The sequence below is a fragment of the Alicyclobacillus macrosporangiidus CPP55 genome (genome assembly GCF_000702485.1).
Taxonomy (GTDB): Bacteria; Bacillota; Bacilli; order Alicyclobacillales; family Alicyclobacillaceae; genus Alicyclobacillus_H; species Alicyclobacillus_H macrosporangiidus_B.
In genome coordinates, this window is record NZ_JNIL01000001.1 from 2,873,062 (window position 1) to 2,896,749 (window position 23,688).

Annotated in this window: 23 protein-coding genes and 1 pseudogene; 16 read left to right on the plus strand and 8 right to left on the minus strand. The window is 63.4% G+C overall.

Annotated elements, in window-relative coordinates; all coding sequences use genetic code 11:
* Window positions 1–14: 14 nt before the first annotated feature.
* Window positions 15–1,145 carry a glycosyltransferase gene (locus N687_RS0114290; RefSeq protein ID WP_029422499.1) on the minus strand — a complete coding sequence of 377 codons (1,131 nt, stop codon included), beginning with the start codon at window positions 1,143–1,145 and terminating at the stop codon, window positions 15–17.
* Window positions 1,146–1,260: 115 nt separating this feature from the next.
* Between N687_RS0114290 and N687_RS0114295 the strand changes: the two genes are divergently transcribed.
* The 4 genes from N687_RS0114295 to N687_RS22365 all read left to right on the plus strand — a co-directional run bounded on the left by N687_RS0114295 (window position 1,261) and on the right by N687_RS22365 (window position 6,378).
* Window positions 1,261–2,646: a sugar phosphate nucleotidyltransferase gene (locus N687_RS0114295; RefSeq protein ID WP_035462320.1), complete on the plus strand. Its 1,386-nt coding sequence runs from the start codon at window positions 1,261–1,263 to the stop codon at window positions 2,644–2,646.
* Between the two features lie 331 nt (window positions 2,647–2,977).
* Window positions 2,978–4,705 (plus strand): ABC transporter substrate-binding protein, encoded by a 1,728-nt coding sequence (locus tag N687_RS0114300; RefSeq protein ID WP_029422501.1) that lies wholly within the window; start codon window positions 2,978–2,980, stop codon window positions 4,703–4,705.
* Window positions 4,706–4,804: 99 nt separating this feature from the next.
* Entirely contained in the window at window positions 4,805–5,362 is a 558-nt protein-coding gene (locus N687_RS0114305; protein ID WP_029422502.1) for a cysteine hydrolase family protein, read from the plus strand.
* A 41-nt stretch (window positions 5,363–5,403) separates the two neighbouring features.
* Complete coding sequence (locus N687_RS22365; protein WP_029422503.1) at window positions 5,404–6,378, plus strand: GGDEF domain-containing protein; 975 nt, start codon at window positions 5,404–5,406, stop codon at window positions 6,376–6,378.
* Between the two features lie 142 nt (window positions 6,379–6,520).
* Here N687_RS22365 and N687_RS22370 read toward each other — a convergent pair whose 3' ends face one another.
* The gene (locus N687_RS22370) at window positions 6,521–8,239 is read right to left on the minus strand and encodes a PAS domain-containing sensor histidine kinase (protein ID WP_051663280.1); all 1,719 of its coding nucleotides are present in this window, start codon (window positions 8,237–8,239) and stop codon (window positions 6,521–6,523) included.
* 449 nt (window positions 8,240–8,688) lie between these two features.
* Here N687_RS22370 and N687_RS0114325 point away from each other — a divergent pair, with 449 nt between their 5' ends.
* On the plus strand, window positions 8,689–9,336 hold the full coding sequence (locus tag N687_RS0114325) for an NUDIX hydrolase (RefSeq protein ID WP_029422505.1): 648 nt from the start codon (window positions 8,689–8,691) through the stop codon (window positions 9,334–9,336).
* Window positions 9,337–9,405: 69 nt separating this feature from the next.
* Window positions 9,406–10,275 (plus strand): UTP--glucose-1-phosphate uridylyltransferase GalU, encoded by an 870-nt coding sequence (galU, locus tag N687_RS0114330; protein WP_029422506.1) that lies wholly within the window; start codon window positions 9,406–9,408, stop codon window positions 10,273–10,275.
* Between the two features lie 91 nt (window positions 10,276–10,366).
* Here the strand turns inward: galU and N687_RS0114335 are convergent, their stop codons facing one another.
* Window positions 10,367–10,606 (minus strand): hypothetical protein, encoded by a 240-nt coding sequence (locus N687_RS0114335; RefSeq protein WP_035462323.1) that lies wholly within the window; start codon window positions 10,604–10,606, stop codon window positions 10,367–10,369.
* A gap of 187 nt (window positions 10,607–10,793) precedes the next feature.
* Here N687_RS0114335 and N687_RS0114340 point away from each other — a divergent pair, with 187 nt between their 5' ends.
* The 3 genes and pseudogenes from N687_RS0114340 to N687_RS24850 all read left to right on the plus strand — a co-directional run.
* Window positions 10,794–11,741 (plus strand): hydroxyacid dehydrogenase, encoded by a 948-nt coding sequence (locus N687_RS0114340; protein ID WP_029422508.1) that lies wholly within the window; start codon window positions 10,794–10,796, stop codon window positions 11,739–11,741.
* Between the two features lie 265 nt (window positions 11,742–12,006).
* Window positions 12,007–12,237, plus strand: coding sequence for a hypothetical protein (locus N687_RS0114345; RefSeq protein ID WP_035462325.1), 231 nt, complete (start codon window positions 12,007–12,009; stop codon window positions 12,235–12,237).
* Window positions 12,238–12,295: 58 nt separating this feature from the next.
* Window positions 12,296–13,525, plus strand: a pseudogene (locus N687_RS24850) (sodium:solute symporter family protein); the annotation flags it as partial.
* A 252-nt stretch (window positions 13,526–13,777) separates the two neighbouring features.
* On the opposite strand, the gene udk reads toward N687_RS24850, so the two are convergent.
* Window positions 13,778–14,404, minus strand: coding sequence for a uridine kinase (udk, locus tag N687_RS23245; RefSeq protein ID WP_081841709.1), 627 nt, complete (start codon window positions 14,402–14,404; stop codon window positions 13,778–13,780).
* A 1,027-nt stretch (window positions 14,405–15,431) separates the two neighbouring features.
* On the opposite strand from udk, the gene N687_RS0114355 reads away from it, so the two are divergent.
* Window positions 15,432–15,815: a toprim domain-containing protein gene (locus N687_RS0114355; RefSeq protein ID WP_035462327.1), complete on the plus strand. Its 384-nt coding sequence runs from the start codon at window positions 15,432–15,434 to the stop codon at window positions 15,813–15,815.
* Between the two features lie 59 nt (window positions 15,816–15,874).
* Entirely contained in the window at window positions 15,875–16,129 is a 255-nt protein-coding gene (locus N687_RS0114360; RefSeq protein WP_081841417.1) for a SelT/SelW/SelH family (seleno)protein, read from the plus strand.
* Window positions 16,130–16,145: 16 nt separating this feature from the next.
* On the opposite strand, the gene N687_RS0114365 is transcribed toward N687_RS0114360, so the two are convergent.
* The gene (locus tag N687_RS0114365) at window positions 16,146–16,514 is read right to left on the minus strand and encodes a DUF488 domain-containing protein (RefSeq protein ID WP_029422513.1); all 369 of its coding nucleotides are present in this window, start codon (window positions 16,512–16,514) and stop codon (window positions 16,146–16,148) included.
* A 172-nt stretch (window positions 16,515–16,686) separates the two neighbouring features.
* Between N687_RS0114365 and N687_RS21265 the strand changes: the two genes are divergently transcribed.
* Window positions 16,687–17,835, plus strand: a complete 1,149-nt coding sequence (locus N687_RS21265; protein WP_029422514.1) for a VIT1/CCC1 transporter family protein — start codon at window positions 16,687–16,689, stop codon at window positions 17,833–17,835.
* A gap of 20 nt (window positions 17,836–17,855) precedes the next feature.
* Here the strand turns inward: N687_RS21265 and N687_RS0114375 are convergent, their stop codons facing one another.
* Complete coding sequence (locus tag N687_RS0114375; RefSeq protein ID WP_029422515.1) at window positions 17,856–18,743, minus strand: LysR family transcriptional regulator; 888 nt, start codon at window positions 18,741–18,743, stop codon at window positions 17,856–17,858.
* 192 nt (window positions 18,744–18,935) lie between these two features.
* On the opposite strand from N687_RS0114375, the gene N687_RS0114380 reads away from it, so the two are divergent.
* Window positions 18,936–19,952: a YeiH family protein gene (locus N687_RS0114380; protein ID WP_051663617.1), complete on the plus strand. Its 1,017-nt coding sequence runs from the start codon at window positions 18,936–18,938 to the stop codon at window positions 19,950–19,952.
* Window positions 19,953–19,983: 31 nt separating this feature from the next.
* Here the strand turns inward: N687_RS0114380 and map are convergent, their stop codons facing one another.
* The gene (gene map / locus N687_RS0114385) at window positions 19,984–20,730 is read right to left on the minus strand and encodes a type I methionyl aminopeptidase (RefSeq protein WP_029422517.1); all 747 of its coding nucleotides are present in this window, start codon (window positions 20,728–20,730) and stop codon (window positions 19,984–19,986) included.
* 185 nt (window positions 20,731–20,915) lie between these two features.
* Here map and N687_RS0114390 point away from each other — a divergent pair, with 185 nt between their 5' ends.
* The gene (locus N687_RS0114390; RefSeq protein WP_035462330.1) at window positions 20,916–21,101 is read left to right on the plus strand and encodes a hypothetical protein; all 186 of its coding nucleotides are present in this window, start codon (window positions 20,916–20,918) and stop codon (window positions 21,099–21,101) included.
* On the opposite strand, the gene N687_RS24005 is transcribed toward N687_RS0114390, so the two are convergent.
* Complete coding sequence (locus N687_RS24005; RefSeq protein ID WP_051663281.1) at window positions 21,090–21,998, minus strand: hypothetical protein; 909 nt, start codon at window positions 21,996–21,998, stop codon at window positions 21,090–21,092. The genes N687_RS0114390 and N687_RS24005 overlap by 12 nt on opposite strands.
* A gap of 96 nt (window positions 21,999–22,094) precedes the next feature.
* On the opposite strand from N687_RS24005, the gene N687_RS0114400 reads away from it, so the two are divergent.
* Both N687_RS0114400 and N687_RS0114405 read left to right on the plus strand, forming a co-directional pair.
* A complete protein-coding gene (locus tag N687_RS0114400; protein WP_051663282.1) occupies window positions 22,095–22,802 on the plus strand; it encodes a GntR family transcriptional regulator in 708 nt (235 codons plus the stop codon).
* Window positions 22,803–22,898: 96 nt separating this feature from the next.
* Entirely contained in the window at window positions 22,899–23,663 is a 765-nt protein-coding gene (locus N687_RS0114405; protein ID WP_029422521.1) for an enoyl-CoA hydratase/isomerase family protein, read from the plus strand.
* The last annotated feature ends 25 nt before the right edge of the window (window positions 23,664–23,688 follow it).

The window sequence follows — 23,688 nt, forward strand, 5'->3', positions numbered from 1 at the left end:
GGAATCCCCCCTGGTCACTCGTGCGTGATGCGCACCCGTTGGCGGCGCACTTGTCGCCCGTCCTCGTCGTGGGGTGTCCACGTCCAGCGGTTGTTGGCCGTGAACGTCCAACCGGTCGCCACCACAATGCCGGTCCACTGCCCGACGAGCGGTGGCCAGTGCAGCCAGAGGAACAACTGGACGAAGAGCGCGGTCACGGCGATCCCGCTGGCGGACACCAGGGCGAACAACGGCGCCTGCAGCGCCCGCCGCCACCGCACCGGGTGGGCGTGGGCCCGCCAGGTGACGCGATCGTTCCACAAAAAGTTGTGCGCCATCGCCACCAGGGACGCGATGACGGAGGCGAGTGTCGCGTGCAGATGCAAGCCGTACAGGAGGATGCTCATGACCGCGGTGTTGACGACGACCCCGAGCGATCCGACCATGCAGTACACGTAGAAACGCCGGTCCTCCGGACTGCTCCAGACCAGGCGCGCCACGTGGCGAAGATAATTCCACTGTTCCACCAGGCTCATCTTCGATTCGCCCGCTTCGCGCGCCTCAAACGCGTACGGGATCTCGTGCACCGTCTCGTAGCGGCCTTTGACCAGGACCTCCATGAGGATCTTCCATCCGATGGGATCGAGTTCGACCCCGTCGATGACCTCCCTGCGCAGGCCGAAGTAACCCCCCGTGCAGTCCGAGATCCCGCGCAAGCGGCGCACCGCCAGGCGGCCGATGGTCCGGGCGGTCCAGGACACCCACTTGCGGAACCAATTCAGACCTCCGTCGGAACCGCCCGGGACGAAACGGCTCGGGATGACGATGTCAATGCCCTCGTTCAACCGGTGTAGAATGGTGGGCAACAGCTCCGGCGGGTGCTGAAGGTCTGCGTCCATGACGACGATGTACCGGCCGCGGCTGCGGCGAAAGCCCTCCACGACGGCGGTCGCAAGGCCGCGGCCCCCCTCCCGGTGGACGTAGTGTACGCGGGGATCCGACCGGGCCAACTCGGCCAACACCTGCGGGGTATCGTCCCGGCTGTCGTCGATGAACCAAATTTCATAGGGCTCGTCCACGCCCCGCAGGGCCTCGTGGATCCGCCGCGTGATGGCGCGTACGTTCTCCCGCTCGTTGAACGTCGGGATGACGATGCTCAAGTGCATGGCAAAAGTGCCTCATTTCCACCGTTGTATGGTAACATCATGGAGATCGCGTCTATTATACCACCGTCGCCAACGCGGAACGGCTGGGTTTAAAGGGAAGGGGGATGGCAGCTGCATGAAACTCGTGCTGTTGTCGGGCGGATCGGGGAAACGATTATGGCCGCTGTCGAATGAGAGCCGGTCCAAGCAGTTCCTCAAGGTCCTCACCGGTTCGGACGGGCGGCTGGTGTCGATGCTGCAGCGCATGTGGGACCAATTGGACCGCGCCGGCCTGCAACACGACGCTTACGTGTGCGCATCGAAAGCCCAGTGGGAGATCATTTCCGCCCAGATCGGGGATGTCCCGTTCATCGAGGAGCCGACTCGGCGGGACACGTTTCCGGCCATCGCCCTTGCCTGTACATACCTGCGGGACCAGGCGGGGCTCACCCGGGACGAGGTGATCGTCGTGATGCCTGTCGATCATTTCGTGGAGGACGCCTACTTCCAGGCCATTTGCCGGCTTCCCGGGGCGCTGGCAGAATCAGGCGCTGACCTGGCCCTGCTCGGCGTTGCGCCGACCGAGCCGACCAGCAAATTCGGCTACATCCGCGTTCGCCCGGGGGAAGCCGGACGCGATTGGCGTTGGGTGGCTGCCTTTGAGGAGAAGCCCGAAACCGCCCGTGCGGAGGCCCTGATCCGGGACGGGGCATTGTGGAACTGCGGCGTGTTCTGCTTTCGGTTGGGCTACATCCTGGACCTCCTGGCGGGCCTCGGCGCGCCGGAAGGGTTTGAGCCGATGCGGGAGTTCTTTCACAGCCTGCCGAAGCGTAGCTTTGATTACGAGGTGGTCGAAAAGGCTGCGTCGGTCGTCGTGTGCCGCTACGACGGCACTTGGAAAGACCTCGGCACCTGGAACGCCCTGTCGGAGGAGATGGACCAAGCCTTCGCGGGTATCGGGCAGGCGGTCGGGTGCGAGAATACCCATGTGGTCAACGAGCTGGGGATTCCGTTGGTCGCGATGGGGTTGCGCGACGCGGTGGTGGTCGCCGCTCCGGACGGCATCCTCGTGGCGGACAAGGCGATGTCGGCTGGCCTGAAGGATGTCGTCGGCGCCTACGACGGCCGTCCGATGTACGAGGAGCGCCGGTGGGGTACCCTGCGGGTCCTCGATGTGCAAAAGTTGCCGGACGGCACTGAGATCGTCGTCCGGTCGGTCGAGATCTGGCCCGGTCACAATATCAGTTACCAAAAGCATCTCAAGCGCAGCGAGGTGTGGACCATCACGGAAGGAGAGGGCGAGGTGGCGCTGGACGACCGCATCCTGCCGGTGGGGCCGGGGGACGTGGTCCGTGTCTACGCCGAGCAGTGGCACGCCATCCGCGCACGTACGCGTTTGCAGTTCATCGAAGTGCAGCGCGGCTCGGAATTGGTGGAGGAAGACATCGTCCGCCGCTATCTGACGTGGGAGGAAATCCGGCGGCACTGCGGCGCAGGGGTACGCCGGCACCATTCGGGTTGAAGGGGTATGGGCCGGGATGACCGGCGGCTTCATGGGTTCGGGGCCCGCTGCCGTTCTTTCCCAAGCCTAACCATCTCGCCCGATAATTTCACTGCCGAATGAGCAAAATTTTTATCGAATGCTGGCGTTGGCGAGCAGGAAAATACAAAATATCGCAGAATATAGGACTTCGAAAGTCCGTGCCCAGCGGATCTCGGGTCTTGGGCGGCACAGCTTTCACATGGTTTACATCGCCTCCGGTAACCACAGGCCGGCGGGCACTGTTGTGCCCGGGACCGGGGCCGCGCGGCGATGAAGATAACCTTTTGAGCAGGGAGAAGGGGGCGCACAGATGAAAAAGTTGACGAAGGCCAGCATGGCCACCGTGGCCTTGGCGGCGTCGCTGACCATGTTGGTCGCGGGCTGCGGCGGCGGGACGAGCACGAACACCGCGGGCAATGCCGCAGGTAACCAGACGGGAGCGGCCGGCGGCCCGCAGGACGGCGGCAGCATTGTGATCGGTCAGGCGACCAAGTACGACACCACGTTCATTCCTCAAATCCCGAGCGATCTCTACACGCAAAACATCGTAAATTTTGCGTTTGATCCGCTGATGACCATCGACAACAACCTGAACTTCGTCCCTGACCTGATGAAGTCGTACTCCTGGTCGGACGACAAGAAGACCCTGACGGTCAACCTCGACCCGAATGCCAACTGGACCGACGGCAAGCCGGTGACCTCCGACGACGTGCTGTTCACGATGAACGTCCTTGCGTCCAAGGAGTACAACACCACGCTGCAGGGCTCCTACGGGTACTTGGTCTCGCAGGTCGTGGGTTATGACGACATCCTGAACGGCAAGAAGAAGTCGTTTGACGAGACGGGCGGCTTCCAGAAGGTCGACGACAAGACATTCAAGATCACCTTCAAGCAGGCGGATGCGGCCGTGCTGTGGTCGGACATCGCCGTGCTCCAGCCGATGCCGAAGCATGCGTTGGAGAATGTCGCCCTGAAGGACTTCATCACGACAGATTTCGATAAGATGCCGACCGTCACCGACGGCCCATACAAGTTCGTCAAGGTCAACGGCCAGGATTCGGTCGAGATGACCCGCAACGACAACTACTTCCGCGGCAAGCCGCACATCCAGAACGTCACCTTCAAGACGGTGAGCGCTGACGTGTTGCCGGGACTGCTCGCCAACGGCAGCGTCAACCTGGTGTTGCAGTCTGCGCTCAAGCCGACCGACGTCGACAAGCTGAAGCAAGTTCAGAACGTGAAGGTCCTGCCCGAGCCGTCCTTGAGCTACCAGTACCTGGGTCTGAAGCTTTATCACAAGGAATTTAACCAGGATTTCCGGCAGGCGCTCATGTACGGCATCAACCGCCAGGCCATCGTCGACGGTCTGCTCAAGGGCTACGGTAAGGTGCTCAACGCGCCGATTCCGGACGTCAGCTGGGCGGCTGCAACGCCTGCCGACGGCTTGAACGAGTACAAGTATGACCCGAACAAGGCCAATGAACTGCTCGACAAGGCCGGATGGAAGATCGGCCCGAGCGGCTGGCGCGTCGACCCGGTGACGGGCAAGGACTCCATCCCGCTCGACTACCCGCTCGGCAACACGGTGCGCATGGCTTCTGCGACGGCCATTCAGCAGGACCTGGCGAAGGTGCACCTGAAGATCGAGCTGCATCAGCCGCAGGACTTCAACGCGCTGGCCAAGAAGGTACAGACGGACGATCCGAACCTGTACATGTGGCTGATGGGCTGGAGCCTGTCGGTGGACCCGGATCCACGGGGCATGTACGATTCGAAGGCGGCATACAACTATCCGCGCTTCAACGATTCGCAGAACGACCAACTCATCAACGCCACCGCAAACGAGGCGGCGTTCGACAAGAACGTGCGCAAGCAGGCGCTTGTGAAGTGGGAAGTGTATTACAACCAGCAGGTGCCGTACATCTTCCTGTACGAGCCAGACGATATTTACGCATACACGACCAACCTGCAGGTTCCGGAGAACGACTGGACGGTGACCGGCCCGATCAATCCGCAAGAGTGGTGGGTCAAGCAATAACCTTCGCTTCGGCGGACGGGTGGGAGGTGGGACTCCTGGACAGGGATCCCGCCTCCCGTTTGTTTCTCCCCTGATGACCCCTGAAGAGAGGTGTGGAGGGTGGCTCGCGCGCTTGTCGTGATCGACTACACCAACGATTTCGTGGCGGATGACGGCCGCTTGACCTGCGGAGAGCCGGCGCAGGCGATTGACGGGTACGTAACCGAACTGACGCGTGCCTTCGTCGAGTCGGGCGATTGGGTGGTGTTCGCCGTGGATGTGCATGAGGCGTCCGATCCGTACCATCCCGAGACCAAACTGTTCCCGCCGCACAACCTCCGCGGCACACCGGGAAGAGATCTGTATGGCCAATTGGGCGCGTATGTGCAGACTTGGGAACCGGGGCACTGGCCCGCCAACGTCCGGTGGATGGACAAGACCCGCTACAGCGCATTCGCCGGCACGGACCTGGAGATCTACCTGCGGGCCCGCGGGGTGGACGAAGTCCACCTCATCGGGGTGTGCACGGACATCTGCGTGCTGCACACAGCGGTCGACGCATACAACAAAGGGTTTCGTATCGTGGTTCACGAAAGAGGGGTTGCGAGCTTCAACCCGTCGGGTCACTCGTGGGCGCTCGGCCATTTCCGCAGTGTGCTCGGCGCCGACGTCGTATAGTCGAGGGCCGAGCCGGCAGGTGGTGGTGTGTTCTGAGCTGGATGAAGCAGCAGAAAGTGATTTTGGCCGCGGCCACCGTGTCAGCGGGAAGCGTGGGGTTCTTGCTGCGGGCGGGCAGCTGGCCGCTTGCCGCTTTGGTGTTCTGCGGCGTCAGTCTGACGCTGGCCACGGTCTACCTCCGTCCCCGGCCATTGTGGCGGTTTTATCTCATCATCGTCCTGAACACCGCAGCCACGATGGCCATGTTTCCTGCCGCACCGCACCGGGTCCTGGAGACCACGCTGTACGCTCTCATCATCTCGAGTTTCATCTCCATGCGGGCGGACCCGCGCCTTGGCATGGCGTTTTTCGGTGTGCAGCTGACGGTGGCAGTGGCGCTGTTGTCCAGAGATTCCAACGAATTCGATCCCGTTCGTATCCTGACGCTCCTCGGCGGCTGCGTGATCCTGTGCCTCCAAATCTACGAGGTCGCGTCCAAGTTCTACGAGTATCGCCAGCTTTCCATCTACGACGAGTTGACCCGTCTGCACAATGTCCGGTACTTTCGGTACAAACTGAATCAACTTCTGAAGGATCCAAACGTGTCCAACGTCACCCTAATCATCCTGGATTTGGACCGTTTCAAGGAGGTCAATGACACCCTCGGCCACCGTGTGGGCGATGAGGTTCTGCGGAAGGCCGCCCGGTGCATTCAAGACCTGGCGGATCCCATGGTGGTCAGCCGGTACGGCGGCGAGGAGTTCATCATCGTTCAGCCGAATCTGGCCCTGGAGGACGCGGTCGCGCTCGCGGAGCGGATCCGCATCGGGTTGGAACAAACGCGCCTGTGCGACCTGCCCGTCACCGTATCCTGCGGGATCGCCCGAATGGAGAAGCCGCATGTGCAACCGGAGGCCCTGTTTGACGCCGCGGACCGTGCGTTGTACGAGGCCAAGCGCGCCCGGAACTGCGTGCGCGTCCACGGCCTCGGCCAGGCTGCGGGAGAGGTGGCCTCGGCCACCGGGGGGCTGGAGTAACGCCGATGGCGGGGGATCTGGCACTGCGCTGGGCAGACGAGTAAGAACGACGCCCCTGCCCCGCAAGGGGTGGGGGCTTAAAACAGATGCACAGGATCACAGACGCATAAATTTGAAGTCTGGGGAACGAACGGCGGTGGAGCTACTGAGAAGGGGGAACCGGCTGGCCATCGGGAGGCGGGCTTGCGGGAAAGCATATGGTGACCGTCGTCCCGTGGCCCGGCGTACTGTCCACGTGAATCCGGCCTCGGTGCATTTCCACGATTTTGTAAGTCACGACCAAGCCGAGTCCGGTTCCTTTCTCCTTTGTGCTGTACACCGGCTCGCCCAGCTTGGAGACGCGCTCTTTCGGCATCCCCACCCCTTCGTCCGTGCATGACACCCAGACGTGCCCGCCGGATGTCCACAGACGAATGGCCAATCGCCCTCCGTCCGGCATCGCTTCGATCCCGTTCTTGAACACGTTCACCAACGCCTGCTCCATCCGGTGGGCGAGTCCCCACACGGGAGGTGTGGCCGGCGTCAGGTGGGTCATCACGCGGACCCCCTGGTGAATGGCCTGGGGTTCCAACAGGGCGATCGCCCGTCGGATCACACCTGCTACGTCCACCGGTGCATACTCGGCCTTCTGAGGCCGGGCCAGCAGCAGCAATTCGTTCAGGATGACCTCGATGCGGCTCAGTTCGTCCAGCATGATGGAGACGTACTGACCGTGCGCTTCCGCAGGGGTGTTCGGCAACAGCTGCAGGAAGCCCTTGAGAGTGGTCAGCGGATTGCGGATCTCGTGTGCGATGCTGACTGCCAGCTCCCCAACCGTAGCCAGCTTTTCGGACTTCACCAGGAGGTCCTCCGTCCGCTTGCGGTCGGTGATGTCCTGCACCGTACCGACCACACAGGTGGGCAGGCCGGCCGAATCGGAGGCCACTTCCGCTCGCCACCACAAGATCCGCTCCGCACCATCCGGGCGCACGATACGGAACTCTCCTTCGCCGCGACCGTGTTGCTGGAGACTGCGCACCAGATCCCGGATGTGACCCTGGTCGTCCGGATGGACCAAGCGAAACAACGCGTCGTCCGTGCCGGTGAATTCTTTTTCCGACAGGCCGTAGATGCGCAGCGTCTCATCGGACCAGGTGTGCCGGTTGCTCAGAATGTCCCAGGTCCAGCTGCCGATTCCCGCTACGCGTTGAGCATGTTCCAGATTGCGGTAGGTTTGGCGCAGCACCTGTTCGGTGCGGTGGCGGGCCCGGATCTCCCGTGCCACACTCAAGGCGAGCCCAGCCCCCAGCAACGAGATGGAGGTCGCAAATCCGGCGAACGTCCACCAGACGCGGCGCCACCACACGGCCTCCTCCTCCCGGACGCGCGCTTCGGCCCCTGTCCGAACCTCTTGGCAGAGTTGCCGAAATTGAGAAAAGGATTCCTCGATGGCCAACGGATTGTAACCCTTTGGGAGGGTACCGTTGTTCGCCGCTTCCGCCGCGAATTGCTCATGCCATCCGGTTCCGGCAGCGATCGCCCGCTGTGCCGCTGTCGACAGCGGCGAATCGTCATGTACGGCTTGCATGAGCGCCTGTGCAGCATCCAAAAACACCTGGTGTGCCGCGCGCAAATCCTGGAGGAAAGCAGCATCCCGGTTCCAGGCAAACACGCGCAGCGCGCTGTTCTCCTCGCCCAATGAGGACTGCAGCTGGTCGATGCTCGAGAGCACTCGAAGCGTCCGCGTGATATGCTGGTAATTGTACTGGATGGATACCGCCAATGTCATGGTCACGGAAACCGTGAATATGGCAAACACCACCCCTGCGGCAACCAGTGGCCAGGGCAGTATGCGATTGGTCAGCCTCCGCTTCAAGCGCATGACCAATGACTCGATGGCGGTAACCCCCAGATCGGCGCTGATCCGTTCGCCAAATGAATCCTGCCAAAGCAGTCCAATTCATTCTATCAGTTCGCCGCAACGGGGGAAAAGCCATGCAGCAAACGGCACCCAAAAGTGCCGTTTGCCGTGTGCGTCAGCCGCTCGAGTTCATGTTCTCAATACCCCGCACCATACGGGACCAGCAAAATGAACAACACGAAGATGATCAGGAACACCACCGCCCAACGGGTGAACCCGCCGAAAACACCATCCACATCCTCCACCCCCTTCAGACGGGATGTTGGAGTCTATGTGGACCTGTCCCCGAACGTGTGGGTGGTCGCCGGTGCCCCGAACACACCCAGGGATTCAAATGAGCCCGATGTATACCGAAGCCCCACGCTGTGCTATCCTGCAGACAATCATCTGGTGCATGAGGCGGTGTGGATATGGACAGATCCTCCCGTGAGCATCCGGCAACGTCAGCCATTCGCCAGGTCCTCGAGGCTCGTCAGCCAGGCATTCTCACCGAGGAGCCGGTGATGCACGCAGCAGTTCTCGTGCCTTTGGTGAACGTGGGCGGGGAGCTCGCAGTGCTCTTCGAACAGCGGGCCGCGACCCTCCGGCGGCAGGCCGGTGAAATCTGTTTTCCTGGAGGGCGCTGTGAACCGGACGATTTCGATGAACGCGCGGCGGCTCTGCGGGAGACTTGCGAAGAACTCGGGATCACGGCTTCGGACGTGGACTACCTCGGTGCGCTCGACGTGCTCGTCGCGTCCCCGCAGGTGATTGTGCATCCGTTCGTCGGATGCATCTTGGACACGGCGCGCCTGCGGCCGAATCCCGACGAGGTCGGGCGGGTGTTTACGGTCCCGCTCGAGCGGCTGCTGCGGACCTCTCCCCGGGTGGTCTCGATGCCGTTCACCCCGTCGCCACCGGACGATTTCCCGTTTCACCTGGTCCCGCACGGCCCTGCCTATCCGTGGCGGGGTTGGACCCGCCGCATCCATTTCTACGAGGTCGACGGTTGGGTGATCTGGGGGATGACAGCCCGTATCCTCACGCACTTTCTCGATCTGGTACGGGACCAAATGTAACACACACACACATATGGTAAGATGAGATTTGTCGGTACTGAACCACGCACTCGGAAAGGACATGAATTCATGGCAACGATTCGGAAAGCAGTGATCCCGGCCGCCGGCTTGGGCACGCGGTTCCTGCCGGCGACCAAGGCGATGCCCAAAGAGATGCTGCCCATCGTGGACAAGCCGACCATCCAATACATCGTCGAGGAAGCGGTCGCCTCCGGGATCGAGGACATTATCATCGTGACAGGGAAAGGCAAACGGGCGATTGAGGACCACTTCGACCGCTCGGTGGAGCTCGAAGAGCTGTTGACCAACAAGGAGAAACCGGAAATCCTCGAGGAGATCCGGCGCATCACCGACATGGCCAACATCCACTACATCCGCCAGAAGCAGCCGCTCGGCCTTGGCCACGCGGTGTGGTGCGCGCGCCGTTTCATCGGATCGGAGCCGTTTGCGGTGCTGCTCGGCGACGACATCGTTCGAAGTGAAATCCCCTGCCTGCGGCAACTGTTGAACGTGTACGAGGAACACGGCGGTTCCGTGATCGGCGTACAGACTGTCCCGCAGGAGCAGGTGTCGCGGTACGGCATCGTGGATTCGGAACGGATGGGTCCCCGCCTGTCGAAGGTCAAAGGGTTGGTGGAGAAGCCGGCCCCGTATTATGCACCTTCCCGCCTGGCCATTATCGGCCGCTACATCCTGTCGCCGACGGTGTTCGACTTTCTGGAGCGAGGCCAGACCGGCGCGGACGGCGAGATCCAGTTGACCGATGCGCTCAACGACCTGACCCATGTGGAGGACTTGTACGCTTACGAGTTTGAGGGACGGCGTTACGATGTGGGAGAAAAGCTCGGCTTCATCGAGGCGACGTTGGAGCTGGCGCTGGAGCAGCCCGTGCTCGGGGACGCGGTCAAGCGGCTGATCAAGCGGTTGGCGGCAGAATGAGCGAGTTGGAATGAGCCTGCAGAAGAAGGGGACGGCCGCGGAAAGGGCCTGCAGGCCGTCCCGGACGCGCCGGGACGGCCGGCCACCGATGTCAGCGCAGGCCCTCCGGTTGGCTGACGCCGTCTCTCGACCGGCCCGGCAGCGCGTCCTCCACTTCCTCCTCCCGCACACAGTAGATTCCACTGTCATCCACTAAGATGGGTTTGTACCCCGCATCCATCGCCGCGCGCAGCCAATGCTCCGGTGTGCCTTCCGCCACCGGCCCGTCGAAGAGCTCCAGGCGCAAGACGCTACGTACCCCTTCGTCCCATCTGTGCACGATGAAATACACTCGTTGTCACGTCCTCCCCGGCATGAAGGTTCGCCTGATAGGCGATGGCCTTTGCCCACACCCTATGCAGGACGGGGTGGCGTGGGCACTCGGTTATGCACCTGCTGCTTACGCATACACGTGGAGATAGGCGTTGTACACCCGGCGGCGGAGAACGGCGGCCGGGTGTGCGGAAGGAGGATGGGCGATGACCCTCGTGATCGCAGAAGATCTGTGGTGGCCGTTGCCGGACTGGGTCAGGGAGCACCACCAGGTGGTGTACGATCCTGAACTGTACCGTAACCCCGGGCGGCTCGGGCAGTTGCTCACGGTGGCCGACGCGCTCGTGGTCCGCAACCGGACGCAGGTCAGCGAGGCGCTCCTCGAGCAGGCGCCTCGTCTCAAGGTGCTGGGGCGGCTCGGCGTCGGCCTCGACAACATCAATCTCGCCGCTTGCCGCCGGCGCGGAGTGACGGTGGTGGCGGCGCGGGGGTGCAACGCGACGTCCGTGGCGGAGTATGTGATGGCGGCGATATTGGAACACGCCCGCGGGCTGTCTGCAGCCGGCGCGCGCACCAAGGCGGGCACATGGGACCGGGATGCCTGCATGGGCCATGAGATCGGGGGGCGGACGCTCGGCCTCATCGGCGTGGGGGATATCGGCAGCCGCGTGGCGGTGCGCGCCCGGGCCTTCGGGATGCGGGTGCTGGTGTACGACCCGTTCTTGCTCCCGTCGAGCATGCTCATCCAGGACTTCGGCGTCCACCTGACCTCGCTCGAGGTGGTCTGCCGCGAGGCGGATTACATATCGCTCCACGCCCCCCTGACGCCGCAGACGCGCCACCTGCTGGGTGCGCGCGAGTTCGGTTGGATGAAACCTGCGGCCGTCCTCATCAACACGGCACGCGGCGGGCTGATCGACGAGCAGGCCCTGGCCGGATGGTTGGCGCAATCCCGGGATCGGTTCGCGATTTTGGACGTACGCGAGGTGGAACCGCCTCCTCCGGACGATCCGCTGGCCGCCCTGCCCAATGTCCTGCTGACCCCGCACATCGCGGGCGTCACCCATGAATCGACCCGGCGTGTGGCGGAGTTCGTCCTGGACCAGGTCGACCGGGCCCTGCGGGGTGATGCGGTGCAGGGTGTGGTGATCTGACGTGCAGCGGCACCTGTAGCGTGTGCAGGGTATCATCCGGCTGGTGAAGGGGGCATATAAAAGGCGGAATCTTCATACGGTTATTCGGTACGGGCATTCTGCTCCGCTTCTTCCGCGTAGCGAGCCGCTCCGCAAAACGCCCGTTACCGTAGCGTCTCGCTGTCACGCAAGCGGAGCAGTTCGTGCGTCAGCACGAACACACCCTGCCTATGGGTGGGGGCTGGCACCCGTCACCCGGGCGGTGAGCGAGATGGGAGGGAGTGCGGTGAGACGGATCATTTCAGCCTGGCTGTTCACGGTGGTGTTGATTGTTTTCCTCTACGTGGGCGTGACCGGACTGTGGATGAATCATGTCCGCCCGACGGTGCTGGGGATGCCGCTGCTGTATTTCTGGTTCGTTCTGGTCCCGCTGCTCAATCCGCCGATCTTGGGACTCCTGTACCTGTACGACCGGCGGCACAATCCGCAGTGGCACGGAGACCGGCAGAGGGGGTGAGGGTGTGTCCACGGCGGTGATTCTCACGGTCAGCCTCGTCGTGGTGTTTTTGATCACGGTGTTCGGCGCCTTCAGCGGCCGGCTGCAGTCCCGCAACCTGGAAGGGTGGCTGGTCAACAACCGGCACATGGGGGCGTTTTTGGTGTGGTTCCTGCTCGGCAGCGAGATCTATACGGCGTTCACCTTCGAGGGGTTAGCCGGGTACGCCTACAAGAACGGCGCGGCCGCCTTCTACAACGTCGCTCTCAATGACGTCGCGTACGCCATCGGATTCTTTGTCCTGCCGACCATCTGGCTCATCGGCCGCCGGTTCCGATTCGTGACTCAGTCGGATTTCATCGCCGGGCGCTACCGAAGTAAGCCGCTCGGCGTGTTCGTCGCCTTCACCAGCGCCCTCATTATGATTGCGTACATCGATCTCAACATTACGGGCCTGTCGGCGGTGGTGCAGGTCATCGGCAACGGGGAGATCTCGGACGTGTGGTCGGACATCATCGGCTTTCTCATCCTCGCTGTCGCCGTATACCTCGGGGGCATCCGTGGCAACGCGCTGCAGGCTGCCATCAAGGACATCCTGATGTTCATCGCCATCGGCGCCCTGTTCTTCGCCGTGCCGCTGCGCTACTTCGGGGGGTTCGGCCAGATGTACGGCCAATTCGTCGAAAAGATCCCGAACTACCTCGTCCTGCCCGGCGTGTCGAAGCAGCTCGGGGTGACGTGGCTGATCACGACCGTGATCCTAAATGGCGTCGGCCAGTGGATGTGGCCGCAGTGGTTCGGCGTCTCGTTCACCGCAAAGAACCCGCGCACCTTGAAGCTGCAGGCGGTGTTCATGCCGTTCTACCAGCTCGTGAAGGTGGCGGTGATCACCATAGGCTTCGCGGCCGTGCTGGTGCTGGGGACCTCCAAGCAGATCAACGGCAATAACGTGGTGATGATGCTGGCCATGCGTACCTTCCCGGAGTGGTTCGTCATCCTCTTTACCGTCGCCGCCATGCTGGCGGCCATCATTCCGGCGGGGCCCATCATCATGACCTCTGCCAGCCTCCTCGCGCGCAACGTCTACCAGGCGCTCAGGCCGGAGGTGACGGATAACCAGGTGTATCGCATCACGCGCGGGTTGGTGTTTCCGCTCACCGTGATCGCGCTCATCCTCACCCTCGCCCTGCCGTCGTTGATTGTCTCCATCTTGCTCGTCGCGTACGATTTCATCTCGCAGTTTTTCCCGGCGGTCGTCATCGGCGGACTGTTCTGGCGGCGAGCCACGAAGCAGGGGGTGGTGGCGGGGCTCATCACCGGTTGGGCAGTGACGGCGTACCTGGTGCTGACCAAGCATGACCCTATCGGCGGCTGGAATGCCGGCCTCGTCGCGCTGTTGGCCAACCTCGTGGTGTTCTTCATCGTCAGCATGCTGTCCAAACCGGTGCCCCACTCCTATCTCGAGGACTTCTACGCGGACGCGTTTCCGGCTGCGCGCAGGCACGGCGCGAACGCCGCGGACGCGGGGCGCGCTGAGTGCCCTGGCGCGATATCCGTCCGGTCAAGGCCTCGTCGCGCTTCGAACCAAGAAGTCGTTGATGCGGCTGACGAGCAGGCTGACGGCAATCTCGTTGTGCCCGCCTTCCGGGATGATGAGGTCCGCATACCGCTTGGAGGGCTCAACGAACGCGTCGTGCATCGGTTTGACCGTCGACAGGTACTGTTCGTACACGCTCTCCACCGTGCGTCCGCGATCGAGGATGTCGCGTCGGATACGCCTCAGCACGCGTACGTCCGGATCGGTGTCGACGAACACCTTGATGTCGAACAGTCGCCGCAGGCGCTCGTCGACGAGCACGTGGATGCCTTCCACCACGAGCACGGGCCGGTACGGCACGAGCACGGTCTCTTCGGTGCGGGTGTGGCGGGAGAAGTCATACACGGGCATGTGGATGGCTCGGCCCGTCTGGAGCTGCAAGATGTGTTCGTACAGCAGCGTGTTGTCGAAGGCGTCCGGGTGATCGTAGTTCTGGCGGGCCCGCTCCTCCAAGGGCAGATTGCGCTGGTCGCGGTAGTACGCATCCTGCGACATGATGTTGACGTTGTCGCAGCCGAGTCGTTCGACAATCGCCCGGGCGACGGTGGTTTTTCCAGATCCGGTGCCGCCTGCGATCCCGATGATCAGCATGGTTTTCTCTCCTTCAATCCGTCGGCGCCAAACCTCCCAGGCACATGGGAGACCGGCGTGCTGAATTGGAAGGTCCTGTGCACACACGCCCCCTATTGTACCACGACCCAGGCCATCGCCCATCCGCACATTGGACGTTTATCCATTGCGGCGGTTGCAGGGGTTGCATGTATTAGCACTGTGCATAGCACACCACCACTTCAAGGAGGGAGTCCCATGTACGGCGTATTTGGAGGATACACCCGTTGGGCGGTCGTGTTCCTCATCATCTTCGTGCTGTTCTTCCTCTTGGTCCCGACTTACACGACCACGACCACCTGCACGACCACCCCTGTGGTATGAGAGAACCGGCAGCCTAAAACCACGCGCTAAGCCGCGGTACACCCACGCCGGGGTTTGTTCGCGCGATGGATATCCTGAGATTGGAATACCGAAGCGGCCGGCGGTGGGAACTCGCGTCCCGTCGCTGGCCGTCTCGGTGAATCGCCATCAAAATCCGAACCATCCGCTGGGTCCGCCCCCACCCGGTCCGTTCCAGGGGCCTCCTGGTCCTCCCCAGGTGCCCATACCGCCCCAGCCAGGCCCGCCATACATCCCGGGTCCGCCAGGACCGATGCCGTAACCGGGCCCCTGGCCCCAACCGCCCGGTGAACCGAACCGATTCCACCCGCCTCCGCGCAGCGCTCGCGAACCGCCCCAAAGGCCGCCCAGCAACAGCAACAGGGGGAGAAAGCAGGGCTCCGCATCCACCCCAGCCGCGCCATGGTGAAGTGCGGTCTGAATTTCCACATGCTGACGATTTTTTCGCCGTGCACGTTGCACCGCGTGTCACCTCCTCTGTCCATCTCAGCAAAGTGTATGCGTGCCGGGTCGAAAACGGATGGACATGCGCCATCTACAGACGGGCACCCGGCCCCGTGCCATCCCGGGTGGCCGCCGGTTGCCTGCCGTTGCCGGAAACCGTATCATGTCGGTAACTCTGGTGGCGACCGGAGCCTGCCGGAAATCGACGGAAAGGGGACGGGCGATGGGGCACGGGGGGAGAACACCGCGCAAGGTCATCATCGTGGAAGGCAAGAGCGACCGGGATCGGCTCCTCGCGGTGTTGGAGGAACCGGTGCAGGTGGTCTGCACACGGGGGACACTGAGCTACGCCACGCTGGAGGACCTCATCCTGCCGTTGCAGGATGAGGAGGTGTACATCCTGGTGGACGCCGACGAACCGGGTATGAAGCTGCGCCGTCAGCTGCAGCACGAGCTGCCCAACGCCAAACATCTGTACACGCGCCGCGTATACCGGGAGGTCGCGCGCACCCCGCTGAACGTGTTGGCGAAAGTTTTGTACGACGCCCATTTTGCGGTCGACGAGCGGTTGCTGATGACGCCCGAGGGATGCGAACCGCCGCTGTGATGGTTACAATAATATAGTGGACGACCGGTCCAACGTGACCACCATAAGGAGGGTGTTAGATGGCGGATCAGAAGGTGGATGTCCGCATCGAGTACTGCACGTCTTGAGGCTTCTTGCCGAAGGCTGCCCGGGGGGCAGAAGAGATCCTGAAGAAGTACTTTCCGAAGGTGTCCGGTTTGACCTTGGTCCCGTCCACCGGTGGTGTGTTCGAGGTCACCGTGGGCGGAAAACTGGTGTTCTCCAAAAAAGCCATGAACCGCTTCCCAGAGGAAGGCGAGCTGGAACGCCTGGTCGGCGACGAACTGGGCGGATGAACCGCGCATCCCCTTCTCACTCTGGGAAGGGGATGCCATTCACCACTTCCAGCAGGACGCGCGCATGGTTGTACACCGGATCTTTGGCGGCATACACCAGCGTGACGGGTCCCTGATCCGCCAACCGGCGCAGCTCCTCCAATTTCCCCCTTTGCACAGGATTCACCAACAGCTCCGAACGGTACTGTTCACGAAACGCGTCAAAGAGTTCCGGCCGATGGCAGAACCCCTTCCGAAGCTCCGGGCTGGGTGCGATGTCTTTCCACCAATAATCGATATGGGCGTCCTCCTTTTTCACGCCGCGCGGCCACATCCGATCCACCAGGATGCGCGTGCCGTCCGACGGGGCCGGGGGATCGTACACCCGCTTCAATCTGACGTTCATGTGGGTTCCTCCTCGCTTCACCCGCGAACCTTGGGGTGAGGTCCGCCGCAAAGGCTCTTGCTGCCATCGTACCGCTCGGCGGCGACGCGGACAAGCGTGGAAGATCCGTCTGGGGAGGGTATCCACGAACAGCAGATTGTTGTAGGATGTCGGTAGCGATGGGGGTGAAGTCGTGAGCCGGAACGATGCGTATCTCGTCAAGACACTGGTGGAAAACTGGCGGCGCGAGATGGAGGCGGCGCAGCTGTACCAACTGTCCGCGGACGCCGAGCGCGATCCCCGGCGCAAAGACATCCTGGCCCGCCTGGCCGAGGTGGAACGCCGGCATGCGCAGATGTGGGCGGAAAAGCTCGCAGACCTCGGCGTTGACACCGGGTCGTTGGAAGTGCCGCGGGTGGAGGCCGCCGAAGGGGACGGCCCGCAGCTGATGGCGCGAATCGAGGCGATTGAACAGGGCAACGGGGCTTGGTATCAGAGCTTGCGCAACGTGATCGACGACGCAGACATCCTCAGCATCATCGACCAGATTGACCGGGACGAAGCGCAGCACGGCGATCTGGACACGCTCCTGCACACCCGCCAGGCGGCCGAGCGGCGGTTGGACAAGCTGTGGAAGAGCGAGCGCCACCGCCAGGGGACCAGCGACTGGCTCGGGGACGCCATCTATGGGGTCAACGACGGCCTGGGCGCCATCTTCGGCATCATCGCCGGGGTGGCCGGCTACACCGCTAACACGCACACGGTGTTGATCAGCGGCTTCTTCGGCGCCCTGGCCAGCACCCTGTCGATGGGCGCCGGGGCGTGGCTGGCGACGCGGTCTGAGAACGAGGTGATGGAGACCGCCATCCGCCAGGAGCGGGAGGAGATTGAGCAAGACCCGGAGCATGAGATGGAGGAGCTGGCCCTGCTGTACCAACTCAAGGGCTTCACGCCCGAGGAGTCCCAGCGGATTGCGCAACAAATTGCCCAAGACCCGGAGGCCATGCTCAAGACGATGGTCCTGGAGGAGTTCGGCATCCACGAGGCGAACCAAGGCAACCCGTGGAAGTCGGCGCTCTTCGGCGCGGCCTCGACCTTCGTCGGAGGCGTCATCCCGCTCATCCCGTTTTTCTTCATGAACGGCCTGCCGGCCATGGTGACCGCGGCGGTGGTGAGTATCCTCGCCCACTTCGCGGTGGGGGCGGCCAAGAGCCTGATCACCGTGCGCAGCTGGTGGGCGAGCGGCCTGGAGATGACGCTGGTCGGCGTGATCGTCGGTGTCGTCTCGTACGGTTTGGGGGATCTCGCGGCCCGGGTGTTCGGCGTCGCGGCCGGCGGCTGAGGGCGAGGTTGCGCCTTGGTCTAGGAAAAATCCGGGCACGACCTCAGGTGCGCCAAGAACACGTCGACCGTGCGCGTCCGAAATTGAGACGCGTGGACCACGGTGGAGAACCAGCGCCGCACCGGGTGTCCGGCGATCTCGACGCTGGCCAGCGTCCTGAGGGCAAGCTCCTTGCCGAGGGCGCGCTCGGACAAGAGCGCCACGCCGAGACCCGCTTCCACCGATTCCTTGATGATCTGGTTGCTCCCGAAAGCCATCACCGCACGCGGCCGGATGCCCGCCTGGGCCAGCAACCGATCGGCCATCTCCCGCGTGCCGGAGCCCAGTTCCCGCACGATCCACGTCTCTCCCGACAGGGCGCTGGCCTCGACCCGTTCGGCGCTTGCCAGCGGGTGATCCACAGGGAGGATCACCCGCATCGTGTCGGGCAAAAATGGCGTGACCTCCAACTCGGGATGGCACAGCTCCGCCTCGACGATGCCGACGTCGAGCTCTCGCGCCAACACCTGATCCGCCACATGGCGGGTGTTTGCGATGATGACCTCCGGCTGCACATCCGGGTATACACGGCGAAACCGGGCCAGGACGCGCGGCAGCACGTATTCGCCGAAGGTGAGGCTCGCCCCGATGCGCAGCGGCCCCTGGACTTTCTGCGTCAGGTCTTCCAACAACCGGCGGGCCTGGGCGTATTCCCGGACGATCCGCTTGGCCTGCGCGTACAGCACCTCGCCAGCCTTGGTCAACCGGATGAACCGGTTTCTGCGCTCGACCAGCTTGACGCCGTAGTATTCCTCGAGCACCCGGATGTGTTGGCTCACGGCCGGCTGGGTCATGTGCAGGTCGTCGGCGGCGCGGGAGAAGCTCCGGCGTTCCACGACGGCGATGAACACCTCGAGCGGTGTATCCATCCTGAGGCCTCCCGTCTCGTTCACATGATAAGAATTCCTTATCTACATCATATCAATCATTCATTTTACCTATGGAAGATCCGTGCGTACCCTGGGGAGTGACAGGTCACCACAGGGGGGATGGATGTGGAGGGTCCGAACGCCACTTCTTCCGCTTCTTCCGCTTCTGCCGCTTCTGCCGTTTCGGCTGCGGTGCGGATCCCGGAAGGCCAGGACGCGCGCGGGCAGGCGGTCCGCCGTTTCGCGCTGGGGGTTGCTTTCACCTTGATCATCGCCGGCCTTGGGACCGGATTGGCCCGTCTGCCGGGCTTGAACCGGATCGGTCCGTTGGCCTGCGCCATCGCCCTGGCGGTCGTGTACCGGCAATGGGCCGGGTATCCGGAACGCTTGCGCAGCGGGATCCAGTTCTCCGCGAAGCGGCTGCTGCGCTTCGCGATCGTGCTGTACGGGCTCAAGTTGAACATCGCCATCATCCTGCACGACGGTTTGGGGCTCTTGGTGCGCGATGTGGCGACCATCGCGTTCTCCATCAGCCTCATGGCCCTGCTGGCCAAGTGGTGGAAGGCGGATCTTTCGCTCGCCCTGCTGCTCGGCGTCGGGACGGGGGTGTGCGGGGCTTCGGCCATCGCGGCGGTGTCACCCATTCTTCGCGCCAAGGAGGAGGACACGGCCGTCGCCGCCGGGATCATCGCATTGGCGGGGACGGTTTTCGCCATCGCCTATACGCTGGTGCGGCCTCTGTTGCCCTTGACGGCTATGCAGTACGGGGTCTGGTCCGGCGTGAGCATCCACGAGGTGGCGCAGGTGGCGTTGGCGGCGGCGCCGGCGGGATCGCAGTCGTTGGCGGTGGCCTTGTTGGCCAAACTGGGCCGGGTCTTTCTCTTGATCCCGCTGGCTTTTGGGATGATGCTGTGGATGAAGTGGCGGGGCGGGCACGACGGCCAGGTGAAGGTGGAATTTCCGTGGTTTCTCGTCGGGTTTCTCATCATGAGCCTGGCCGGCAGCTACCTGGTGCCCGTCCTGAAGGTGCCGGCGGGTTGGCTGCAGGGGGTTTCCACGTTGAGCAGCTTCCTGTTGACGGCGGCCATGGTGGGTCTGGGAATGAACGTAAGTCTAAAGGACGTTCGCACCAAGGCGGTGCGCCCTTTTCTCGCGATGATCGCCACGTCGGCGCTTCTGTCGGGGTGGACGCTGCTGTCCCTGTGGTGACGGGATCGGGGGTCTTCTGACCCCCATTCGGTCACAGCTGGGTCAGGATCTCCGGGCCGTTGTCCGTGATGGCCAGGGTGTGCTCGTACTGGGCGCTGAGGCCGCCGTCCGCCGTGCGGGCCGTCCAGCCGTCGGGATCGAGCTTCGTCTCATAGGTGCCCGTGTTGACCATGGGCTCGATGGTGAACGTCATGCCCTTGCGGATGCGCGGTCCACGGTGCGGCGGGCCATAGTGCAGCACCTCCGGGCTCTCGTGCATCTCGCGGCCGATTCCGTGGCCGATGTACTCCCGCACCACCGACAAGCCCTCCGATTCCACGTAGGTCTGAATGGCGTGGCCGATATCGGAGATGTGATTTCCGACGACCGCCATCTCGATGCCCTTGAACAGAGCGTTTTTGGTGACGGTCAACAGGTGCCGGGCCTCATCGCTGATCTCGCCCACGGCATAGCTCCACGCCGAATCCGCGTGCAATCCCTTGTGCAACGCCACCATGTCGACGGTGATGATGTCGCCCTCCTGCAGCACGTAGTCGCCAGGAAATCCGTGGCAGATCACATCGTTGACGGACGTACAGGAAGCGAACGGGTAACCCCGGTAGCCCTTCTGGGCCGGCTCCATGTGGTGGCGGAGCAAAAAGGACTCTACGAACGCGTCGATGTCCTTGGTCCGGATGCCGGGGCGGATGAATTCCGCCAAAGCGGCGTGGCACTCGGCCACCACCTTACCGGCTTCTCGCATCAGGTTGATCTCATATCGGCTCTTCGTGACGATCACGTGAAGACCTCCATCCGTCCCGCCCCGAGGGCGGGGGTTCGTGCTTACTGTACCACAAGCCGGGGCTGCATACGAACCGCGCCGAATGGGAAAGCGGATCCGATTGAACCGGGGCACGGCAGCGCCTATCATGGTGACAGAATGGATTACGGCCATTCGGAGAATTGCGGCCGGGAGAGGAGTGGATGCGTGTGGCGTCTGCCGTCTGCCCGCACTGCGGGGAAACCGCATACTCCAGCGCGGAATTTGTCGAGCCTTGGACCTGTCCGAGCTGCAAGCAGGTGGTGGTTCCGGAGCTGACCCCGGAGGAGCGGGAGCGCGTAGGAGAGACCGTGATCGAAAAATACAGCCGTTTCTGGTCACCGGAGTGACGCGGCGGGCCCGCCGCGGGGCGCAAATCCCTGGTCTTCCGCCGGGGCGCCCGCCGCGTGCACGTCCGGGGATCCGGTTTCGTGCGCCGTCCCCGGCGGATGCACGGACTCGATGTGCAGGAACAGTTCAGGGTCCGAGAAACCCAGGTTGTCCTCCAGATAGGTCCGGATGTCCCGAAGCAGGCGGCGGGCGGCACCTGGGATGCCCTGTTGCCACATGGCGCGGACGTGCACGTGCACCGTCACCTGGTCCTCGAGGCGGGTGCGGACGGTCCGGACGGAGAACGGATGCCCCTCTTGGCGCGCGAGCTGCATGACCACGTCGCGCACCACCCGCGGGTGGATGTAGATGGCGCCGCCTGAGAACGCGGCGTTCACGACGGTCACGGGCGTGGGGCCGGCCGCCGGCGTGCGCGGGGTGTGCAGGCGGTACCGCAGGCGGCGCAGGAATTGTTGAAACCGCGGAATCTCCAGCTGCGCGGGTGTTACGGGAATGGCGTGCATGCCGAGCCTGCGCAGATTGGCGGCCAAGTCCAGGTGGCGCATCTCCGCGACGGTCTCGATGGGGATAAAGGTGATGGGTCCCTCCAGCTCGAGCCGGCGGCAGATGGTCTCCACCATCCGGGTGGAAGTGCCGAGCACCAGGACCGTGTTCGGCGCCAGCTGCCGGATTCTGTCCGCCACCTGCCGCCGATGGCCTTCGTCGGTGAAGATGGCGCGCTTGACCGCCGCGATACGGTTGGGCTCGAACTTGGCCGAAAAGCCAGCTGCGACGCGCCCGCCGTGGATGAGCAGCCCGTCGTCGATGATGACCTGGGCCCCCACCTGTCGGGCCACTCGTTCTGCACGGTGGCTCTTGCCCGTGCCGCTCGGTCCCACCAAGCCGTAGATCTGCACGTCCTTTTCCCCCTTACGGCCGCAAGCCGCCCGTCGTGTGGTAGACTGATCTCAATCTTACACGATGTCCGCCTGTGCGGACGAGGAGCGTCGCGGATGTTGGACAACCATTTCTGGCCGATGATGGGCGCCACATCTTCTGAGTTTGGGAAATCTTTGCCGCAGCAGATCGCCGACTACATCGCCACCGAGATCCTGCAAGGCCGTTTCCGTCCAGGCGAACGGCTGAAAGAGGAGGACCTGGCCGCCAAGTTCCAGACCAGCCGCGCACCGGTGCGGGAAGCGCTGTACCTGCTGCAGATCGATGGACTGGTCGAGCGCCAGCCTCGCCGGGGTACCGTGGTGAAGGCGTACACCGAAAAGGAGATCCGTGAGCTGTACGAGGTGCGCCAGGGATTGGAGCAGATCGCGGTGGAGCGGCTCCGGCACGCTTGGAGCCGGCGTGCGGCGGAGCGGTTTCACGCCGTGCTCGCGGATATGGAACAAGCGCTGGCCGACTCGGACGCAGAGGCGTACTCGGAGTCCAATGAGGCCTTTCACGAACTCATTTTCGATCTCGCTGGCAACGAAGTGCTGCTGCGTCTCTACCGCCAGCTGCAGAACCTGCTGCGCCTGCTGCTGCGCCTCTCCACGCAGGAGGCGGCTCAGATGCGCGCTTCCTACGACGAGCACCGGGCCATCGTGGCGGCTTTGGAGCGCGGAGATTTCGAGGAAGCCAAGCGGGTCCTGGCGCAAAATGTCGATCACGGTCTCCACCGCGCCCTCGGCACGCGCGCGGAGGTGCCCCCGAGTTCTCGAAAATGATTGACGCAGGTGCGGTCATTCCGAAATAATAGAAGTGAAGCGTCGGTTCGTCGAATGGATTGTCGACAATCGACAAACGGAGAGAGGGTGGGTCGCGTGCGGGTCACGGTCCAGCGATTCGAGCAGTTCGGCAGCATGCGGTTTCAGTTGACCGGTCCGGTCGGGATCATCACCATCAACCGTCCGCGCCAGCGCAACGCCTTGACGCGCGGAATGTGGGAGACGTTGGCGCAGTGGTGCGAGCACCTGCCGCAGAAGACGAAGGTGCTCATCCTGCGCGGCGGCGGTCGGGATTTCACCGCTGGCAGCGATATCAAAGAATTCGCGAGGCTGACGGTCGACGAGGCGGACGACGCCTTCGAGACCATGGAGCGGGCCATCACGGCGATGGAGCGGGTGAAGGTCCCGACCATCGCGTCCATCAACGGGCCTGCGTACGGGGCAGGATTCGTCCTGGCGCTGGCGTGCGATCTGCGCATCGGATCTCCCCTCGCCCGCTTCGGCATGCCCGTGGGCAAACTGGGCATCACCCTGCAGACGCCGTTTGTCCGCCGGCTCGTCGCCATCCTCGGGCCGAGCCGCACGAAGGAGCTGGTCTATACCGCGCGATCGTACTCCGCCGAGGAGGCGCTGGCGCTGGGCCTGTTGAATCAATTGGTGCCGGAGGAGGAGCTGGACGAGCGCACGCTCGATCTCGCCAAGTCCATCCTCCAGCAGTCGCGCGCCTCCCTCTTCGCGGTCAAGGACAGCGTCCGCCGAGTGCTGGCCGACGAGGCAGAGCGGGAGCGGCACTGGGTGGACCGCCGGGATTTCGTCGAAGGGGTGCGCGCCTTCACGGAGAAGCGCCCCGCACGCTTCTGAGCGAGGGCGTTCTTTCTCGCCGCGG

Excerpts from the sequence above, each read along its gene's own strand:
- N687_RS0114365 (WP_029422513.1), bottom strand. The coding sequence starts at position 16,514 with ATGAACGTCAGATTGAAGCGGGTGTACGATCCCCCGGCCCCGTCGGAC.
- N687_RS0114300 (WP_029422501.1), top strand. The coding sequence starts at position 2,978 with ATGAAAAAGTTGACGAAGGCCAGCATGGCCACCGTGGCCTTGGCGGCG.
- N687_RS0114375 (WP_029422515.1), bottom strand. The coding sequence starts at position 18,743 with ATGGATACACCGCTCGAGGTGTTCATCGCCGTCGTGGAACGCCGGAGC.
- N687_RS0114325 (WP_029422505.1), top strand. The coding sequence starts at position 8,689 with ATGGACAGATCCTCCCGTGAGCATCCGGCAACGTCAGCCATTCGCCAG.
- N687_RS22370 (WP_051663280.1), bottom strand. The coding sequence starts at position 8,239 with ATGCGCTTGAAGCGGAGGCTGACCAATCGCATACTGCCCTGGCCACTG.
- N687_RS0114390 (WP_035462330.1), top strand. The coding sequence starts at position 20,916 with ATGCGTGTGGCGTCTGCCGTCTGCCCGCACTGCGGGGAAACCGCATAC.
- udk (WP_081841709.1), bottom strand. The coding sequence starts at position 14,404 with ATGCTGATCATCGGGATCGCAGGCGGCACCGGATCTGGAAAAACCACC.
- galU (WP_029422506.1), top strand. The coding sequence starts at position 9,406 with ATGGCAACGATTCGGAAAGCAGTGATCCCGGCCGCCGGCTTGGGCACG.
- N687_RS0114355 (WP_035462327.1), top strand. The coding sequence starts at position 15,432 with ATGGGGCACGGGGGGAGAACACCGCGCAAGGTCATCATCGTGGAAGGC.
- N687_RS0114290 (WP_029422499.1), bottom strand. The coding sequence starts at position 1,145 with ATGCACTTGAGCATCGTCATCCCGACGTTCAACGAGCGGGAGAACGTA.
- N687_RS22365 (WP_029422503.1), top strand. The coding sequence starts at position 5,404 with ATGAAGCAGCAGAAAGTGATTTTGGCCGCGGCCACCGTGTCAGCGGGA.
- N687_RS0114295 (WP_035462320.1), top strand. The coding sequence starts at position 1,261 with ATGAAACTCGTGCTGTTGTCGGGCGGATCGGGGAAACGATTATGGCCG.
- N687_RS0114400 (WP_051663282.1), top strand. The coding sequence starts at position 22,095 with ATGTTGGACAACCATTTCTGGCCGATGATGGGCGCCACATCTTCTGAG.
- N687_RS0114340 (WP_029422508.1), top strand. The coding sequence starts at position 10,794 with ATGACCCTCGTGATCGCAGAAGATCTGTGGTGGCCGTTGCCGGACTGG.